The sequence below is a fragment of the Cellulomonas terrae genome (assembly GCF_007990265.1).
In the GTDB taxonomy this organism is placed as follows: domain Bacteria; phylum Actinomycetota; class Actinomycetes; order Actinomycetales; family Cellulomonadaceae; genus Cellulomonas; species Cellulomonas terrae.
Window position 1 is genome coordinate 292,620 of the sequence record NZ_BJWH01000003.1, and the last position, 18,336, is coordinate 310,955.

Sequence of the window (18,336 nt, forward strand, 5' to 3'; positions counted from 1 at the left end):
CGCCCGCCGGACGGCCCCCGTCCCACCAGCCGTCAGCGGGTCTGGGAGATCCAGGCGGCGTGCATCGCGGCGTAGTGGCCGTCGCGCGCGACGAGGTCGGCGTGGTGCCCGACCTCGACCACGCGACCGGCGTCGACCACCACGACCGTGTCGGCGGCCTCAGCGGTGGAGAGGCGGTGCGCGATGGTCAGGGTGCTGCGACCGCGCGTGAGCGAGTCCAGGGCGCGGGCGATCCGGACCTCGGTCGCCGGGTCCACCGCCGAGGTCGCCTCGTCGAGCAGGAGCAGGTCCGCCTCCGCGAGGTACGCCCGCGCGAGCGCGACCAGCTGCCGCTCCCCCGCCGACAGCGACTCGCCGCGCTGACCGACCGGCGTCGCGAGGCCGTCGGCCAGCTCGTCGACCCAGCCGTCCAGGCCGAGCGCCTCGATCGCCGCGCGGATCCGCTCGTCGTCGTCGTCCGCCGCGGTCGTCCCGTCCTCGTGCCGCAGCCCGTAGGCCACGTTCTGCGCGAGGGTGCCGTCGAACAGGAAGCCCTCCTGCGGCACGAGCACCACCCGGCGCCGCAGGTCCGCGAGGGGGATGTCGCGCAGGTCCACCCCGTCCAGCAGCACCGAGCCGCCGGTCGGGTCCATGAACCGCGCGACGAGCTTGGCGATCGTCGTCTTGCCCGACCCCGTCGCACCCACGACCGCGACCGACATCCCGGCGGGGATCGCGACGTCGACCTCCCGCAGCACCGGCGGGCCGTCGGGGTAGGAGAAGTCCACCCCCCGCAGCTCGACGTGCGCCGGGCCGCGCGGGCTGGGCACGCCGTCCGCGCCGGGGTCGACCACCTCGACCGGCGTCTCCAGGACCCCGAGCACGCGACGCCACCCCGCGACGGCGTTCTGCAGCTCGTTGAGGATCTCGGTGGCCATCTGCACGGGGCCGGTGAAGAGCTGGACGAGGAAGAGGAAGGCGAGCAGCCGGCCGACCGACATCTCCCCCGCGATGCCCAGGTACGTCCCGGCGACCACGACCACCGCCAGGACGAGGTTCGCGACGAGCACCCCGCTGGAGAAGACGACCGCAACCAGGTTCTGGGCCCGCACCATGGACGCGCGCGTCGCGGCGACCGCGGCGTCGATCCGGCGCTGCGTGCGCTCGGCCACCCCGTACGCCCGGATGGTCTCGGCACCGACGACCGCCTCCGAGATGGCGCCGAGCATCGCGCCGACCCGCTCACGCACCGCGGTGTACCGGGCGTTCACCCGCTTCTGCAGCGGCTGGAGCAGGACGAACAGCGGCACGAAGCCGGCCCACACGATCAGCGTCAGCTGCCAGGAGTAGACCGCCATGAGCACCGTCGCCACGGCGATCTGCAGGACCGAGACGAGGAGCATGATCCCGCCCCACTGCACGAACAGCGAGATCGTGTCGACGTCCGACGTGACGCGCGAGACCAGCGACCCGCGCCGCTCGGTGTTCTGCGTCAGCACCGACAGGTCGTGCACGTGCCGGAACGCCCGGGTGCGCAGCGCGAGCAGGCCGCTCTCGCTCGACCGGAAGAGCCGCACGTTGACGTAGGCCGAGCACACGGCGGCGATCACCAGACCGATCGCGGCCAGGCCGGCGAGCGCCGCCACGCGGGACACGTCGGGGCCGCCTTCCGCGAGGATCCCCGTGTCGACGGTCTGCTGCACGGCGATCGGCACGAGCACGCGCCCGATCGACGCGACCACCGCCAGCAGCACGGTGACCTGCCAGCCGACAAGCAGCTGCGGGGAGACCTGCACGCCGCGGCGCAGCGTCGCGAGCACCCCGAGGGTGCTGGCGGGCGCGAACCGGTGCCCGCCCTTCTGGTCCGTCATGCCAGGTCCTCCACGACCTCGAGGGCGGCCTCGTCCGCGGCCTCGGCCGCGCGCCGCGCGGTCTCCTGCTCGTACGCGGTCGCCAGGGCGCGGTAGCCGGGGTCGCGGGCGAGCAGCTGGTCGTGCGTGCCGCGGTCGACCACGCGGCCGCCGTCGACGTGCACCACCTCGTCGGCCAGCAGGACGGACGACATCCGGTACGCGACGAGCAGCACCGTCGGGCCGGCCGCAGCGCCGTCGCTGCGCAGACCGCGCAGGATCGCCTGCTCGATGCGCGGGTCGACCGCGGAGGTCGCGTCGTCGAGCACGAGCACGGCCGGGCGCCGGACCAGCGCGCGGGCGAGCGCGAGGCGCTGACGCTGGCCGCCCGACAGGTTGGCCCCCCGCTCACCGAGGGGCGCGTCGAGGCCGCCGGGCAGGGCGCGCACCACGTCGTCGACCCGCGCCAGGCGCAGCGCCTCCCACACGGCGTCGTCGTCGGGCGACCCCGGCTCGCCGTCGTCGGCGAGCGTCACGTTCGAGCGCACCGAGTCCTCGAACACGAACGTCGACTGCGACACCAGCGCGACGTGGCGTGCGACGTCGGCCGGCCGGACGTCCCGCAGGTCGAGGCCGTCGACGTGGACCGAGCCGTGGGACGGGTCGTACAGCCTGCTGACCAGGGACACGAGCGTGGTCTTGCCGGCGCCCGTCGGGCCCACGATCGCGACGGTGCGTCCCGGGGCCACGTCGAGGTCGACGTCGTGCAGCAGCTCCAGCTCCCCGCCACCGGGCAGCGCCACGGAACGGCCCACGTCCCGCAGCTCCACCCGCGCCCCGCCGACGGGCGTCCACGGGGCGCTGCCGACACTCAGCGCCCCGTGCGAGTCCACGACCCGGGCGATGCGGTCGTACCCGACGAGCGCCCTCGGCAGCTCCCCGAGCACCCAGCCGAACGCGCGCACGGGCACGGCCAGCAGGGTCAGCAGGTACGCCGCGGCGACGACGTCCCCGGTCCCCACCCGGCCCGCGCTGATCTGCACCGTCCCGACCACGAGGACCAGCAGGGTCCCGAGGCTCGGCAGCAGGTCGATGACCGGGTCGAACAGGGCGCGCACCACACCCACCCGGACGTTCGCGTGGCGCAGCTGGGTGGCGCGCTCGGCGAACCGCGCCTCCTCGCGGGCCTCGGTGCCCAGGGACGTGACGAGCACGGCGGCCTCGAAGCTCTCGTGCGCGATGTCCGCGACCTCGGCGCGCAGCTGCTGCGCACGGATCGCCGCGGGCGACATGCGGTTCTGGAACACGACGTTCGCGATCACGGCGAGAGGCAGCACGACCAGCGCGGCGAGGGCCAGCCAGATGTCGGTGCGCACCAGCTCGACCGTCGCGACGACCATCATCACGACGACGCCGATCGCGAACGGCAGCGGGTTGAAGATCGAGGTCGCCGCCTCCACGTCCGCGCTCGCGTTCGAGAGGAGCTGGCCGGTCGGGTGCTCGCGGTGCCACGACATCGGCAGCCGCAGGTACTGGCGGGTGACCGCGGTGCGGTGGTCCTCCTGGATCAGCGCGAACCCCCGGCCCGCGGACATGCGGCGCGCGGCGACCGTCAGGGCGAGCGTCACGGCGACCAGCGCGATCGCGCCGCCGGCGAGCCAGATCCGCTCCCGGGCCTCGCTCGAACCCGACAGCGCGGGGACGACGACCTGGTCGGTGACGGCACCGAGGACCCGGCTGACCCCGACCGTCAGCGCGCCGAAGAGCGCCGACGTCCCGATGGCCAGGAAGTACGTGCGGGGGTGCGCGCGCAGCCCCCGGCCCAGGAGCCGGACGGCGCGACGGGGCACGGAGCCGGTGAGCGCCATCGGGCGGGGCGTGGGCACGACAGGGCCTTCCATGGAGCTCGTGGGGTTCTCCTCATTCTCTCATGCGGGTGCGAGCGCTTACCCGTGCCGCGGGCCTCGGTGACGCGTGGGATCCTGCGGTCATGACCTGGCACGAGATCGAGCGCGCGCAGCTGGCGCAGGCCCTCCTGGACGTCACGCCGGACGCACCCACCCTCTGCGAGGGATGGCAGGCGCGCCACCTCGCCGCGCACGTCGTGCTGCGGGAGCGCTCACCGGTCGTGGGCGCCGGGATCGCCGTGCCCGCCCTGTCGGCTCGCGCCGAGGCCGCCATCGCGAGGCTCGCCGACCAGGCGGCGACCGAGGGCGCCTACCGGGACCTCGTGGCGCGGGTCGCCGACCGGCCCGCACGCTGGCACCCGGCCGCCTGGGTCGCGGAGTCCGCGAACGTCATCGAGTTCTTCGTGCACACCGAGGACGTCCGCCGCGGCGCCGGCCCGGTCCCGGCGCGGGCCCTCGACCCCGGGCTCGTCGAGGCGCTCTGGTCCCACCTGCCGCGCGCCGCAGCCGGACGCCTGCGCCCGGTGCCGGTGGGCGTGGTGCTCGTCCGCGACGACGGCATCCGGCACCACCTGCGCGCGCCGAAGCCCGACCACGGCACGGTCGTCGTCCGCGGGGACACCGGCGAGCTCGTCCTGTACCTGCTCGGGCGGGGTGCCGCAGCGCAGGTGCGGGTCGAGGGCGAGGCCGACGACGTCGCGACCATCGAGGCCGTGCTCCCGTCCCGCTAGCCCGCCGCCTGCTCCGGGTGCCCGGTGGCGAGGATGTCGACCACGAAGACGACGGTCTGGCCGGCCAGCTCCTCGCTCTCGGTCACGCCGAGGGCGTAGGTGGGCGGGACCACGAGCATCACCTGGCTGCCGACGGGCTGGTCGACCAGACCCTCGGCCCAGGCCTGGACGTCCTGCAGCGAGAACGACACCGGCAGCCCGTGCGTCCACGTCGAGTCGAACGCCTCGCCCGTGGTCCATGCGAACCCCGTGTACTGCACGGTCACGACGTCCGTCGCCGCCACCTGCTCGCCGCTGCCGCGGATCAGCGGCTGCGCGACGAGCGACGTCGGCGGCTCGGTGCCCGTGGGCGTGATCGTCGGTGCGCCGGACGCGTCCAGCGTGACCGCGGGCAGGTCGGCCCGCGGAGGCTTGACCTCGCCGTCCGCGCGGGTGGGCAGCACGTCCACCACGGTCACCGTCGGGTAGTCGGTCGCACCCGCGCCGCTGCCCGGGCTGACCTGGAGCATCCGGGCACCGACCTGCTGGCCCCGCAGCGTCTCGTACAGGTCCGTGCCGAGGTCCTCCTCGGTCAGGAGCATCGCGGTCGGGTTGGTGGAGTAGCTCTCCTTGACCAGGGTCGCGTCCGTCGCGTCCTCCAGCCGGAAGTCGATGAGGACCGGTGCACCCTCGACGAGCTGGGCGCCCGTGCCCGGCCAGATCTGCTCGGTCCGGGTCTTGTCGACCTGCAGCGGGGTGACGTACGTGATCGTCGGCGCCTCGCCGGGCTCCCCCGACACGGTCACCGCGGCCGGCTCCGTGACCGGTTCGCTGCACCCGGCAAGGGCCAGCAGTGCGGTCGCCAGACCTGCCACCAGGGCGCGGCCCTGCTCTCGTCGCACGTCGTTCCTTCCGACTCCACGGACTCCCGGCGAGCGCCAGGACCGCCACACTGTACGGCGCGCTCCTGTCAGGGTGGTGCTACATCGACTCGATGAGCCGGTCCACCCGCTCGTCGACGCTGCGGAACGGGTCCTTGCACAGGACCGTGCGCTGGGCCTGGTCGTTGAGCTTGAGGTGCACCCAGTCGACCGTGTAGTCGCGGCGGGCGTCCTGCGCGGCACGCACGAAGTCGCCCCGGAGCTTGGCGCGCGTGGTCTGCGGCGGGACCGCCGTCGCCTCGAAGATCTCGAGGTCCGTCGTCACCCGCTCGACCAGCCCCTTGGCGGCCATCAGGTTGTAGAGGCCCTCGGTGCGGGAGATGTCGTGGTACGCCAGGTCGAGCCGCTGCACCCGCACGTCCGACATCTCCAGGCCGTGCTTCGCGCGGTACCGCTCGATCAGCCGGTACTTGATCACCCAGTCCAGCTCCCGGTCCACCAGCGACAGGTCCCCGGTGCGCATGGCGCGCAGCCCGCGCTCCCACAGGTCGAGCACCTGCTTGTTCTCCGGGCTGGGGCCACCCTCGGAGGCCAGGAAGTCGGTCACCCGCGTGAGGTACTCCTCCTGCAGGTCGATGGCGGTGACGGTCCGGCCGTTCGCCATCGTCACCGGGTGCATGCCCGTCAGGTCGTGGCTGATCTCCCGGATCGCGCGGATCGGGTTCTCCAGCGCCATCTCCCGCATCGGGACCCCGGCCTCGATCATCCGCAGCAGCAGGTCCGTCGAGCCGACCTTGAGCATCGTCGTCGCCTCGGACATCGACGAGTCGCCGACGATCACGTGCAGGCGGCGGTAGTGCTCGGCGTCCGCGTGCGGCTCGTCGCGGGTGTTGATGATCGGCCGGGAGCGGGTGGTCGCGCTGGAGACCGCCTCCCAGATGTGGTCCGCGCGCTGCGAGAGGCAGTACACCGCGCCCCGCGGCGTGGTGAGCACCTTGCCCGCACCCGTGAGGATCTGGCGCGTGATGAGGAACGGCACCAGCACGTCCGACAGCCGGGAGAAGTCGCCCTGCCGGCGGACGAGGTAGTTCTCGTGGCAGCCGTAGGAGTTGCCGGCGGAGTCGGTGTTGTTCTTGAACAGGTGGATGGTGCCGGGCAGGCCCTCGTGCTCGAGCCGCTGCTGGGCGTCCGCCACGAGCCCTTCGAGGATGCGTTCGCCCGCGCGGTCGTGCGTGACCAGCTGCCGGACGTCGTCGCACTCGGCGGTCGCGTACTCGGGGTGGGAGCCGACGTCGAGGTACAGCCGCGAGCCGTTGCGGAGGAACACGTTGGAGGAGCGTCCCCACGCGACGACCTTGCGGAACAGGTACCGCGCGACCTCGTCCGCGGAGAGCCCCCGACCGTCCTGGGCGGCGCAGGTGACGCCGTACTCCGTCTCCAGGCCGAAGATCCGCCTGTCCATCGCCGTGCTCCCTCCGTCGCTCGTCCGCGCCTCGGTCAGTCTGCGCCCAGCAGGTCCTCCAGCAGCGCCCCGGCGAGCCGCCGGAACGTCCGGCGGGGACGCGTACGGTCCAGCACCGCGACCTCCAGCTGCGGGCCGGGGATGCTCCGCGGCTCGCCGCCGTCCTCCGCCGCACCGAGCGTCCGCACGGCGAGCGCCAGCACCTGCGGGAGCGTCAGCCCGGCTCGCCACTGCTCGGCCAGCAGGCCACCGAGCCGGTCCGCCTGCCCCCCCATGACGACGTAGCCGTGCTCGTCCGTGACCGAGCCGTCGTACGCGAGCCGGTAGATCTGGTCACCCGCTGCTGCGCGGCCGACCTCCGCGACGACGATCTCGACCTCGAGCGGCTTGGACTCCGTGGTGAACGACGTCCCGAGCGTCTGCGCGTACGCGTTGGCCAGCCCACGGGCGGTGACGTCCTCGCGGTCGTAGGAGTAGCCGCGCAGGTCGGCGTACCGCACGCCGGCCACCCGCAGGTTCTCGAACTCGTTGTACTTGCCGACGGCCGCGAAGCCGATGCGGTCGTAGATCTCGGAGATCTTGTGCAGCGCGCGCGACGGGTTCTCCGTGGCGAACGCGATCCCGTCGTCGTACTGCAGGACCACGACGGACCGACCGCGCGCGATGCCCTTGCGTGCGTAGTCCGCCCGGTCCTTCATGAGCTGCTCGGGCGACACGTAGAACGGCATGCTCATCGCGCACCTCCACGGCTCTCGTGCGAGCGTCGACGTTCCTGCTCGACCGTCTCGGCCACGGCAGCGAGGTCGGCATCGCTGACGCGCAGGTACCCGGACTCCGTCACGGTCGCCACCACCGGCCAGATCCCCCGCGTGTGGTCCGGGCCGCCCGTCGCCGAGTCGTCGTCGGACGCGTCGACGAGCGCCTCCACGGCCACCTTCACCGCGGCGTCGGCGTCGAGGCCGGGGCGCCACAGCTTCTTGAGCGAGCCGCGCGCGAACACCGAGCCCGAGCCGACCGCGTGGTGGTCGTGCTCCTCGTAGCGGCCGCCCGTGACGTCGTAGGAGAAGATCCGGCCGAGCCGGCGGTCCAGGTCGAAGCCGCCGAACAGCGGCACCACCGCCAGCCCCTGCATCGCCATGCCGAGGTTGCCGCGGATCATCGTCGCGAGCCGGTTCGCCTTGCCGTCCAGCGAGAGCAGGCTGCCCTCGATCTTCTCGTAGTGCTCGAGCTCGAGCTGGAACAGGCGGACCAGCTCCACCGCGAGCCCCGCGGTGCCGGCGATGCCGACCGCCGAGTACTCGTCCGCGGGGAAGACCTTCTCGATCTCCCGGCTCGCGATCATCGACCCCATCGTCGCGCGCCGGTCCCCCGCCATGACGATCCCGCCCTCGAACGCGAGCGCGAGGATCGTGGTGCCGTGCGGTGCGTGCACGTCCGAGGCGGGCCGGTTACCCGGCAGCAGCTGCGGGGCGTGGCTGGACAGGAACTCCATGAACGACGACGAACCCGGCGTGGTGAACGCGTGCGGCAGCCGCCCGGAAGCGGACGTGTCGGATGAGCTCATCGGCGGTCACTGACCGCCCTTCTGGACGAAGCCGCGCACGAACTGCTCGGCGTTGGACTCCAGCACGTCGTCGATCTCGTCGAGCAGCGCGTCCACCTCGGCGTCCCGCGCCTGCGCGGCCGGGGCGACGGGAGCGGGCGTGTCCGGTCCGTCGTCCGGCTCCGCGTCCTCGCGGCGCGGGCGTACGTGTTCCTGACCAGCCATGGTGACCTCCCGAAGTGCCGAGCCGACGTGCTGTCGCCCACCCTAGGCCTATCTTCCGACGGTCCCGGTCCCCACGCCCACGGTGCGGACGACGTGTCAGGCGCCGAGCGCGTCCAGCAGCGCGGTGGCGTCGGGGCTGCGGTCCAGCAGGTCGCCCACGTGCGCGTGCGTCCCCCGCAGCGGATCGCGCATGGGCACCCGCTGGAGCGTCGCCGCGCCGGGGACGTCGAAGACGACCGAGTCCCAGCTGGCGGCCGAGATCTCCCCGCCGTACCGCGCCACCGCCTCGCCGCGGAAGTACGCACGGGTGTCCCGGGGCGGGTGCACGACCGCGTCGGCGACGTCCTCGGCGCTCACCAGGAGCTCGACCGCACCCGCCTGGACCAGCCGGTGGTACAGCCCGCGCTCGGGACGCACGTCGGACCACTGCAGGTCCATCGCGGCCAGGCGGGGGTGGTCCCACGCCAGCCGGTCGCGGCGCCGCATGCCCTCGAGCAGGCGGAGCTTGGCCAACCACTCGACCTCGCGCGCGCACGACGCCGGGTCCGAGCCGAGCCGGTCGAGCAGCGAGCCCCAACGGGCGAGCACGTCGGCGGTCTGCTCGTCGGGCTCGTCACCGGTGTGCGCCAGCGTCGACAGGACCGCGTCGAGGTACTCGCGCTGGACCTCGAGAGCGGTCAGGCGGCGGCCGTCCGCGAGCTCCAGCCGTGCGGTGAGGGTCACGTCGTGGCTGACCACGTGGACGGCGTGCACGGGGTCGCGCAGCGTCAGCCGGTCGATCGTCGCCAGCGCCCCGGCGGACCCGCTCTCCGCGACCGCCCGCTCGATGAGCCACAGGACCAGCGACGTCGTGCCCAGGCGCAGGTACGTCGCGACCTCCAGCATCGTCGCGTCGCCGATGATCACGTGCAGCCGGCGCCACCGGTCCGGGTCGGCGTGCGGCTCGTCGCGCGTGTTGATGATCGGGCGGCGCAGCGTGGTCTCCAGACCGATCTCCGCCTCCATGTAGTCGGCCCGCTGCGACAGCTGGAAGCCCGGCTCCTCACCGCGCTGCCCGAGACCGACCCGGCCCGCTCCGGTGAACACCTGCCGGGTCACGAAGAACGGGATCAGCCGTGCGGCCAGGTCGTGGAAGGGGACCGCCCGGTCCACCAGGTAGTTCTCGTGCATGCCGTAGGTGGCGCCCTTGCCGTCCACGTTGTTCTTGTAGAGCGCGACGTCCGGCAGTGCGGCCGTCGACGCGAGCGCGCGGACGGACGCGAGCATCACCCGCTCGCCCGCGCGGTCCCAGCGGACGGCGTCGAGCGGGTTGGTGACCTCCGGGGAGGAGTACTCGGGGTGCGCGTGGTCCACGTACAGACGCGCCCCGTTGGTGAGGATGACGTTGGCGGCGCCCGGGTCCTCGTACTCCTCCGTGGTCGCACGTGGCAGCGCCTGGGGTCCGTCGCCGGACGGTGCCGGCTTCTCGGGGTCGTCCGTGAGCAGCGAGGGGTGGGCCGACGCCCGCTGCAGGTGGAAGCCGCGGGCGTCGTGCAGCGGGTCCTCGTCGTCGTAGTCCCAGCGCGCCTTGGTCCGCGCGCCCTCGCGTGCCGCGGCGTGCACGGCGACGACGTGGCTGGACAGGAGCATCGGGTTCGCCAGCGGGCGTCCGGGCTGGAGGATCCCGTACTCGGTCTCGATCCCCATCACTCGGCGCACGGTCACGCGTCCACCCTAGGACGACGGGACCGTGCACCCGGACATCCGTCCGTCAGAGGTACTGCCCCGTGCTGGTGACGTTCTCGATGGTGCGCGAGCCCTCGGCGCCCTTCTTGCCCTGCACGATCGTCCGGATGAAGACGATGCGCTCACCCTTCTTGCCGGAGATGCGCGCCCAGTCGTCCGGGTTGGTCGTGTTCGGCAGGTCCTCGTTCTCGCGGAACTCGTCGACGCACGCCGTGAGCAGGTGGTCGACGCGGATGCCGCGCTGACCGCTGCCGAGGAAGTCCTTGATCGCCGACTTCTTCGCCCGGTCGACGACGTTCTGGATCATCGCGCCCGAGTTGAAGTCCTTGAAGTAGAGGACCTCCTTGTCGCCGCTCGCGTAGGTGACCTCGAGGAACCGGTTCTCGTCGCTCTCGGTGTACATCCGCTCGACGACCCTCGTGATCAACGCCTCGACCGCCGCCGAGGCGGACCCGCCGTGCTCCGCGATGTCGTCCGGGTGGATCGGCAGCGTCGGCACCAGGTACTTGCCGAAGATCTCCCGGGCACCCTCGGCGTCCGGACGCTCGATTTTGATCTTCACGTCGAGGCGGCCAGGCCGCAGGATCGCCGGGTCGATCATGTCCTCGCGGTTCGAGGCACCGATGACGATGACGTTCTCGAGCCGCTCGACGCCGTCGATCTCGCTGAGCAGCTGCGGCACGATCGTGGTCTCGACGTCGCTGGAGACGCCGGTGCCACGGGTGCGGAACAGCGACTCCATCTCGTCGAAGAACACGACGACCGGGTGGCCCTGCGACGCCTTCTCGCGGGCGCGGGCGAAGATCAGCCGGATGTGCCGCTCGGTCTCGCCGACGTACTTGTTCAGCAGCTCCGGACCCTTGACGTTGAGGAAGAAGCTGCGCGTGTCCGCCACGTCCTCGCCCTTGGCGGCCGCGGCCGTGGCGGCCAGGGAGTGGGCGACGGCCTTCGCGATGAGCGTCTTGCCGCAGCCCGGCGGGCCGTACAGGAGCACGCCCTTCGGCGGCTTGAGCCCGTGCTCGCGGAACAGCTCGGGGTGCAGGAACGGCAGCTCGACGGCGTCGCGGATCGCCTCGATCTGCGGTCCGAGCCCGCCGATGTCCTCGTAGTCGATGTCCGGCACCTCTTCGAGCACCAGCTCCTCGACCTCGGCGCGCGGGATGACCTCGAACACGAAGCCGCTGCGCGAGTCGATGGTCAGCGCGTCGCCGATCCGCACGTGCGCGTCGCGGACCTGACCGGCGAAGCGCACGACGCGCTCCTCGTCGCCACGGCCCACCACGAGCGCACGGTCCGTGCCGAGCAGCTCCTTGACGGTGACCAGCTCGCCGACCTCTTCGTACCCGCCCGCCTCGACCACGGTCAGGGCCTCGTTGAGCATGACCTCCTGGCCGGGCTGGAGGCGCGAGACGTCGAGCGACGGGCTCGCACCCACGTGCATCTTGCGACCCGACGAGACGATGTCCACGGTGCCGTCGGGGCGGGATCCGAGGAACGTCGCGTAGGTGCCCGGCGGCTTGGCCAGGTCGTCGACCTGGCGCTTGAGGTCCACGATCTGCTCCCGCGCCGCCACGAGGGCGTCGCTGAGCCGCTCGTTCTTGGCAGCGAGGATGGTCAGCTCTCGGTGCAGGTCCCGTCCAGGGGCTGCCGAATCCGTCATCTCGTCGGCCTCCGTTCCGCGTCGCGCGTGGTCGTCACTCCGTCCCCACCGTGCACGGCTCTGTGCCTGCTGGTCCGACGACCCTAACCACCAGTGTCAACACACGGGGGCCGACGCGCGCGGAGCGTTCTCGACCAGCGGACACGCCTTCGTCAGGCGGGGCCGGTGGTCTCCGGCGCCTGGCCGACGTCGCGACGCGCCCGGCGCAGCTTCTTGTCCGAGACGAGCCGCTCGCCCATGGCCTCGGGCGACCACAGCTCGGCGTCGTCCACCGCGGGCGCACCGTCGGGTGCGACGGGGTAGGCACCCTTGGCGGGCCGACGACGACGCTGCGGCGCCTCGACTCCGTCGGCGAGGCGGCGCGTCGTGAGCAGGAAGCCGGTGTGCCCGATCATGCGGTGCTGCGGCCGGACGGCGAGCCCTTCGAGGTGCCAGCCGCGCACCATCGACTCCCACGCCTCGGGCTCGGTGTAGCGGCCGTCGGTGCGGATGTCCTCGGCGAGCCGGGACAGCTGGGTGGTCGTCGCGACGTAGGAGATGAACACCCCGCCGGGCGCGAGGGCCTCGGCGACGGCGTCGAGGTTCTCCCAGGGCGCGAGCATGTCGAGCACGACGCGGTCGACGCTGCCGGGCTCCGCCACGGTCGGCAGGACGTCCGAGAGGTCGCCGACGGACAGCTGCCACGCGGGGTGCGGCCCGCCGAAGAACCCCTCGACGTTGCCGCGGGCGATCGCCGCGAAGTCCTCGCGCCGCTCGATGGAGTGCAGGGACCCTCCGTCGCCGACGGCCCGCAGCAGGGACATGGTCAGCGCACCGGACCCGACACCCGCCTCGATCACGCGCGCGCCCGGGTAGATGTCCGCCATCGCGACGATCTGGCCGGAGTCCTTGGGGTAGACGACGGCGGCGCCGCGCGGCATGGACAGGACGTAGTCGGCGAGCAGCGGGCGCACCGCGAGGTACTCGATGCCGGCCGTGTTCCGGACGACGGAGCCCTCGGGCGAGCCCAGCAGCTGGTCGTGGTCGAGGTAGCCGCGGTGCGTGTGGAACGAGGCGCCCTCGGCGAGCGTGATCGTGTGCAGCCGGCCGCGCGGGTCGGTGAGCTGCACGCGGTCGCCCGCACGGAAGAGGCCGCGACGCTGCGCGGCCCCGGTGGACGTCTGGTCGGGGTTCACGGTGCCCGAGTCTAGGAGCGGATGGCGGCGACGACGTCCATCGCGCGGATCAGGCCGACCACGCGACCGTCCACGACCGCGACGACGACGGGCGAGTGCTCGGTGGCTCGGCCGACGGCCGCGACGAGCTCCTGGCCGGTGAGCAGCCCGTCGACCACCGCACCACCGGGCAGGGGTACGGCGACGGCGGTCACCGGGGTGGTCCCGGCGACGGCAGCGGGGACCGAGGCCGCAGCGGCGCGGTCGACGTACGCCGCAGGACGACCGTCGGGAGACAGGATGACGACCTCCTCGGCTCCGGCCGCGGCGGCGAGCGCCCCGGCGTGCGCGAGCGACTCGGTGTGCCCCACCCCGGTGGCCCGACGGCCGACGGAGGCCACCGTGAGGAGCCCGACAGCCTTCTGCGTGCGGCCGCCGCGCACCGCCGCGGACGCGCCGGACCACAGGAACGCCCCGATGAGGGCGGCCCACACGACGTCGTAGATCTCGGGCTGACGGCCCTGCACCAGCGGCAGCAGCAGCGCCCACGCGAACACGCCGACGGCGACCACGCGTCCCACCCAGCCGGCGGCCACGGTGCCCGTGTGCCGGTTCTTGGTGGCCGCCCAGACGGCGGCCTCCAGCAGGAACCCGCCGTCGAGGGGCAGGCCCGGGATCAGGTTGAACAGCCCGACGAAGGCGTTGGTCAGGCAGCCCGACCAGACGAGCAGCCCGACCAGGCTGTTCGTCTCGACACCCTGCGCGACGGCCAGGAACCCGGCCGCGAGCACGAGGTTGGCGACGGGGCCGACGACGGCGATCAGCGCGCTGCTGGCCGGTGTCGGCGTCGCGCCGCCGAACGCCGTGTGCCCGCCCCACAGGGTCAGCACGAACTCGCGCGGCTGCTGCCCCCGGGCGCGCGCCATCAGGCCGTGCGCGAGCTCGTGCACCAGCACCGAGGCGAAGAGGAGGACCACGAAGGCCAGCGCGACGACGTAGACCAGCGCGCCGAGGTGGTCGGCGCGGGCGCGCACGGTCGGGGCGAAGATCAGGGTGAGGACCACCGCGGCGATGAGCCAGCTCGGGGCCAGGATGATCGGGGCGCCGACCGCTCGGCCGATCACCCAGCCGGAGGATCGTCGTGCGGGGGGTCGGGAGGCGCTCACCGCTCAAGAGTAGGTGGGTCGCTGGCCGGTCGTGTCGGTGCCCGCGCCTACTCTCGAGTCGTGACAGTGCAGCACCTCGACCAGGACATCCCCGACCTCCCGTCGGCGACGCTCGCCGACGACGCGGTGGAGGAGGCGGTCGAGGTCGCGGTCGAGGCCGCCGCCGAGGTGCGGCCCCCGTCGCGGCCCGGGCTGTCCCCGTCCCGAGCGAACGACTTCCTGCAGTGCCCGCAGCTGTTCCGCTTCCGGGTGATCGACCGGCTCCCCGAGCCGCCGAGCTCGGCCGCCGCGCGCGGGACGCTCGTGCACGCGGTGCTCGAGCACCTCTTCGACCTGCCGGCCCCCGAACGGACGCTCGCGGCGGCGCACGCGCTGCTGCCCGAGCAGTGGGCCACGCTCCTCGAGCGCTCCCCCGCGATCGGCGAGCTGTTCGCGGACCCGGCCGAGCTCGCCGAGTGGCTGACCAGCGCGGAGGCACTGCTCGCGACGTACTTCACGCTCGAGGACCCGACGCGCATCCAGCCGCGGGAACGCGAGCTGCTGGTGTCCACGGAGCTCGACGAGGACGGCCCCCAGCTGCGCGGCATCATCGACCGCGTCGACGTCGCGCCCAACGGGTGGGTCCGGGTCGTCGACTACAAGACCGGCCGCTCGCCGCGGGCCGGGTTCGAGAGCTCCGCGCTGTTCCAGATGCGGTTCTACGCGTACGTGATCTGGCGCACCCGCGGCGTGCTGCCCAAGCGCCTGCAGCTCGAGTACCTCGGCGACGGCGTGATCCTCACCCACGAGCCGACCGAGGCGGAGATGGCGACCGTCGAGGCGCGGGTGCGCTCCATCTGGGGCGGCATCGAGGACGCGGCGCGGTCCGGCGACTGGCGGCCGCGCACGTCGAAGCTGTGCGACTGGTGCTCGTTCAAGGCCCTGTGCCCGGCGTTCGGCGGCACACCCCCCGAGATCCCCGAGGGCGCCGTCGAGCGGTCGATCGGCGTCGTGCCTGCCGCCTGAGCCGTCCTCAGCTCGCGCGGCGCAGGTCGAGCACCTCACCGCGCACGACCCGACCGAGCGCGGTCAGCGTGAGGTCGTGCAGGGCCGCGACCCGGCTGAGGCCCGGCTGCGGGGCGACCGGCTGCATGACCTCGATCGCGACCGTGCGCGCACCCGAGGCCAAGGCGGACGCGATCCCGGCGCGCGAGTCCTCGACGGCGACGCAGTCGGCGATGTCCACCCCGAGCAGCCGCGCCGCGGTCAGGTAGGGCTCGGGATCCGGCTTGGCCCGGGCGACCTCGTCACCGCTCACGACGACGTCGAACCGACCGGCTGCGGCTGCGAACGGCTCCGCGAGCATGCGGAACGACGAGGTGACCAGGGCCATCGGCACGCCGGCCTCGTGCAGGGTGGCGAGCACCTGCTCGGCCCCCGGCTGCCACGGGATCCCTGCGGCGACGCCCTCGGCCACCCGGACGTTGAGGAAGTCGACGATGTCCTCCAGCGGCAGGTCCACGCCACGCTCCTGGAGCGCGCCGGCCGACACCATCATCGGGTTACCGACCAGCGACAGCCCGTCCTGGTGCGTCCACACCCCACCGTGCGCCTCGACGAGCTCCGTCTCGGCCCCGATCCAGTAGGGCTCCGTGTCGATGAGGGTGCCGTCCATGTCCCACAGCACGGCAGCGGGCAGGGCGAGGTCGGGAGAGGTGCTGGGCATCGGTCCATCGTACGAGGCGACGGCGGCGCGCCAGGTCGCCGGTCGCGTCCGCACGGCGACGCGCGCAACCGGCCCCGTTGCCGGTCGGCGCGAGCGCGCGCCTTACGCTGGGCCGATGAGCGAGACCTCCTCGGCCGACCTCCCCGTCCGCGAGACCGTGCTGCTCGCGGCGTTCGAAGGCTGGAACGACGCGGGGTCCGCGGCCACCCAGGCGCTGGAGCACCTGCACGAGGTGTGGGACGCCGAGCAGGTGGACGAGCTGGACCCGGAGGAGTACCACGACTTCCAGGTCAACCGACCGGTGGTCGGTCCCGGTCCCGACGGCCATCGCGAGATCACGTGGCCCACGACCGCGGTCGCCGTCGCGACCGCACCGGCGAGCGGTCGGCGCGTGGTCCTCGTGCACGGCATCGAGCCGTCCATGCGCTGGCGCCGGTACTGCACCGAGCTGCTGGACATCGCCGCAGGGCTCGGCGTCGACACGGTCGTCACCGTCGGTGCGCTGCTGGCGGACGTCCCCCACACGCGCCCGATCCCCGTGAACACCACCAGCGAGGACGCGGGGGTGCGCGACCTCCTCCGGCTCGAGCCCAACACGTACGAGGGACCGACGGGCATCGTCGGGGTGCTCCAGCACGAGGCCGCGGCCCGGGGTATGCGGGCGATGTCCCTGTGGGCGGCCGTCCCGCACTACGTCGCGCACCCGCCGTCGCCCAAGGCCACGCTGGCGATCCTGCACCGGATCGAGCAGCTGCTCGGCGAGCCGGTGCCGCTGGGCGAGCTGCCCGACGACTCGGCCGCGTGGCAGCACGGGGTCGACGAGCTGGCCGCCGAGGACGCCGAGATCGGCGAGTACGTGCACCAGCTGGAGGAGGCGAAGGACACCGCCGACCTCCCGGAGGCGAGCGGCGAGGCGATCGCCCAGGAGTTCGAGCGCTACCTGCGTCGCCGCGACAAGGGCACCGGCGGCTGACGAGCGGCCCCGACGTCCGCACTCCGCCGGGTCCCACCCCGCACGAGCGCGGACGTCAGCGGCACCGGGGCGCGGACGTCCGCACTCGTGCACGCTCGGGCCCGCACGGGTGCGGACGTTGCGTGGGAGTCAGAGGCGGATGCCCAGGAGGGCGTCGAGGGTGCGGCCGATGACGCCGGGGGCGCCCTCCACCGGGACCTCGGTGCCTGCCAGCGACAGGTCCGACCACGCGTCGATCGCGGCGAGGGCCGCCGGGGTGTCCAGGTCGTCGGCCAGCGCCGCCCGCACGGCTGCGAGGGTGGCGTCCGCGTCCGGACCGCCGTTGCCGGAGACGGCGGCGCGCCAGTGCTCCAGGCGCTCCTGCGCGGCGTGCAGGCCCTCGTCGGTCCAGTCCCAGTCGTCGCGGTAGCGGTGCGCCAGGATGGCCAGCCGCACGGCCATCGGATCCACACCCTGCTCACGCAGGCGCGAGACGAGCACGAGGTTGCCCAGGGACTTGCTCATCTTGTGCCCGTCGAGCCCGACCATCCCGGTGTGCAGGTGGACCCGCGCGCCGCGGCCCTCGTCGAGCAGCCGGGCGTGCGACGTGCTCATCTCGTGGTGCGGGAACTGCAGGTCCGATCCGCCGCCCTCGACGTCGAAGGGCAGCCCGAGGGCGTCCCGGGCGATGACCGCGCACTCGATGTGCCAGCCGGGGCGGCCGCGGCCGAGCGAGCCACCGTCCCAGGCAGGCTCGCCGGCCCGCTCGCGGCGCCACAGCAGGGGGTCGAGGGGTGCCCGCTTGCCGGCGCGCTCGGGGTCTCCCCCGCGCTCCGCCGAGAGCGTGCGCATGGTGTCGTCGTCGAGGCCCGCGACCGCGCCGAAGTCGATGTCGGCCGTCAGGTCGGCGTAGACGTCGCCGAGGTCGTCGCCGTCGTCGAGCGCGTCGGGCGACGGCACGCGGTACGCGGCGCCGGCGGCGAGCAGCACCTCGACAGCCTCGACGACTGCGGGGATGACCTCGACGACGCCGGAGTAGACGTCGGGCGGGATGACGGCCAGCGCGGTCATGTCCTCGGCGTAGAGCTGGGTCTGCTCGGCGGCGAGGTCGCGCCAGTCGATCCCGAGTGCCGCCGCTCGCTCCAGCAGGGGGTCGTCGACGTCGGTGACGTTCGACGCGTACCGGACCGTGTGGCCCGCGTCGCGCCACGCCCGCCCGAGGATGTCGAACGCGACGTACGTCGCGGCGTGGCCCAGGTGGGTGGCGTCGTACGGCGTGATCCCGCAGACGTAGAGCGTGGCGTGGGGACCCGCTGCCGCGACGACCAGCTCGCCGGTCGAGGAGTCCCGCACCTGGACCGTCAGGCCCCGTCCGGGGAGCTGCGGGATGTACGGGGGTGGCCAGGTGAGCACGCCG

At 73.3% G+C, this 18,336-nt stretch carries 16 protein-coding genes; 3 read left to right on the forward strand and 13 right to left on the reverse strand.

Going from position 1 to position 18,336, the window contains the following annotated elements:
* Positions 1-32 precede the first annotated feature (32 nt).
* Together CTE05_RS05325 and CTE05_RS05330 are read right to left on the reverse strand one after the other, a co-directional pair.
* Entirely contained in the window at positions 33-1,850 is a 1,818-nt protein-coding gene (locus CTE05_RS05325; RefSeq protein ID WP_146845067.1) for an ABC transporter ATP-binding protein, read from the reverse strand.
* On the reverse strand, positions 1,847-3,697 hold the full coding sequence (locus CTE05_RS05330; RefSeq protein ID WP_146845127.1) for an ABC transporter ATP-binding protein: 1,851 nt from the start codon (positions 3,695-3,697) through the stop codon (positions 1,847-1,849). Before CTE05_RS05330 ends, CTE05_RS05325 begins: the two co-directional genes overlap by 4 nt.
* 122 nt (positions 3,698-3,819) lie before the next feature.
* Here CTE05_RS05330 and CTE05_RS05335 point away from each other — a divergent pair, with 122 nt between their 5' ends.
* Positions 3,820-4,467 (forward strand): TIGR03085 family metal-binding protein, encoded by a 648-nt coding sequence (locus tag CTE05_RS05335; RefSeq protein ID WP_146845068.1) that lies wholly within the window; start codon positions 3,820-3,822, stop codon positions 4,465-4,467.
* Here the strand turns inward: CTE05_RS05335 and CTE05_RS05340 are convergent.
* The 9 genes from CTE05_RS05340 to CTE05_RS05380 form a co-directional block, all read right to left on the reverse strand.
* Positions 4,464-5,348, reverse strand: coding sequence for an FKBP-type peptidyl-prolyl cis-trans isomerase (locus CTE05_RS05340; protein WP_146845069.1), 885 nt, complete (start codon positions 5,346-5,348; stop codon positions 4,464-4,466). The two genes, CTE05_RS05335 and CTE05_RS05340, sit on opposite strands and share 4 nt — an antisense overlap.
* A 79-nt stretch (positions 5,349-5,427) precedes the next feature.
* Positions 5,428-6,789: a Pup--protein ligase gene (pafA, locus tag CTE05_RS05345; protein ID WP_056028106.1), complete on the reverse strand. Its 1,362-nt coding sequence runs from the start codon at positions 6,787-6,789 to the stop codon at positions 5,428-5,430.
* Positions 6,790-6,824: 35 nt separating this feature from the next.
* Positions 6,825-7,523, reverse strand: a complete 699-nt coding sequence (prcA, locus tag CTE05_RS05350) for a proteasome subunit alpha (RefSeq protein ID WP_146845070.1) — start codon at positions 7,521-7,523, stop codon at positions 6,825-6,827.
* Positions 7,520-8,353, reverse strand: a complete 834-nt coding sequence (prcB, locus tag CTE05_RS05355; RefSeq protein ID WP_146845071.1) for a proteasome subunit beta — start codon at positions 8,351-8,353, stop codon at positions 7,520-7,522. The genes prcA and prcB overlap by 4 nt, the downstream gene beginning before the upstream one ends.
* 6 nt (positions 8,354-8,359) lie before the next feature.
* Positions 8,360-8,557 carry a ubiquitin-like protein Pup gene (locus CTE05_RS05360; RefSeq protein WP_146845072.1) on the reverse strand — a complete coding sequence of 66 codons (198 nt, stop codon included), beginning with the start codon at positions 8,555-8,557 and terminating at the stop codon, positions 8,360-8,362.
* Between the two features lie 96 nt (positions 8,558-8,653).
* Positions 8,654-10,261 (reverse strand): depupylase/deamidase Dop, encoded by a 1,608-nt coding sequence (gene dop / locus CTE05_RS05365; protein WP_146845073.1) that lies wholly within the window; start codon positions 10,259-10,261, stop codon positions 8,654-8,656.
* 46 nt (positions 10,262-10,307) lie between these two features.
* On the reverse strand, positions 10,308-11,942 hold the full coding sequence (arc, locus tag CTE05_RS05370) for a proteasome ATPase (RefSeq protein WP_146845074.1): 1,635 nt from the start codon (positions 11,940-11,942) through the stop codon (positions 10,308-10,310).
* Positions 11,943-12,094: 152 nt separating this feature from the next.
* On the reverse strand, positions 12,095-13,117 hold the full coding sequence (locus CTE05_RS05375) for a tRNA (adenine-N1)-methyltransferase (RefSeq protein ID WP_146845075.1): 1,023 nt from the start codon (positions 13,115-13,117) through the stop codon (positions 12,095-12,097).
* Between the two features lie 11 nt (positions 13,118-13,128).
* Complete coding sequence (locus CTE05_RS05380) at positions 13,129-14,262, reverse strand: site-2 protease family protein (protein ID WP_146845076.1); 1,134 nt, start codon at positions 14,260-14,262, stop codon at positions 13,129-13,131.
* A 60-nt stretch (positions 14,263-14,322) separates the two neighbouring features.
* Between CTE05_RS05380 and CTE05_RS05385 the strand changes: the two genes are divergently transcribed.
* Positions 14,323-15,267, forward strand: a complete 945-nt coding sequence (locus tag CTE05_RS05385; protein ID WP_443092662.1) for a RecB family exonuclease — start codon at positions 14,323-14,325, stop codon at positions 15,265-15,267.
* Between the two features lie 7 nt (positions 15,268-15,274).
* Here CTE05_RS05385 and CTE05_RS05390 read toward each other — a convergent pair whose 3' ends face one another.
* A complete protein-coding gene (locus tag CTE05_RS05390; RefSeq protein ID WP_246123278.1) occupies positions 15,275-15,967 on the reverse strand; it encodes an HAD family hydrolase in 693 nt (230 codons plus the stop codon).
* A gap of 115 nt (positions 15,968-16,082) precedes the next feature.
* Here CTE05_RS05390 and CTE05_RS05395 point away from each other — a divergent pair, with 115 nt between their 5' ends.
* Entirely contained in the window at positions 16,083-16,940 is an 858-nt protein-coding gene (locus CTE05_RS05395) for a PAC2 family protein (protein ID WP_146845077.1), read from the forward strand.
* A gap of 129 nt (positions 16,941-17,069) precedes the next feature.
* On the opposite strand, the gene mshC is transcribed toward CTE05_RS05395, so the two are convergent.
* A complete protein-coding gene (gene mshC, locus CTE05_RS05400) occupies positions 17,070-18,332 on the reverse strand; it encodes a cysteine--1-D-myo-inosityl 2-amino-2-deoxy-alpha-D-glucopyranoside ligase (protein WP_146845078.1) in 1,263 nt (420 codons plus the stop codon).
* Between the last annotated feature and the right edge of the window lie 4 nt (positions 18,333-18,336).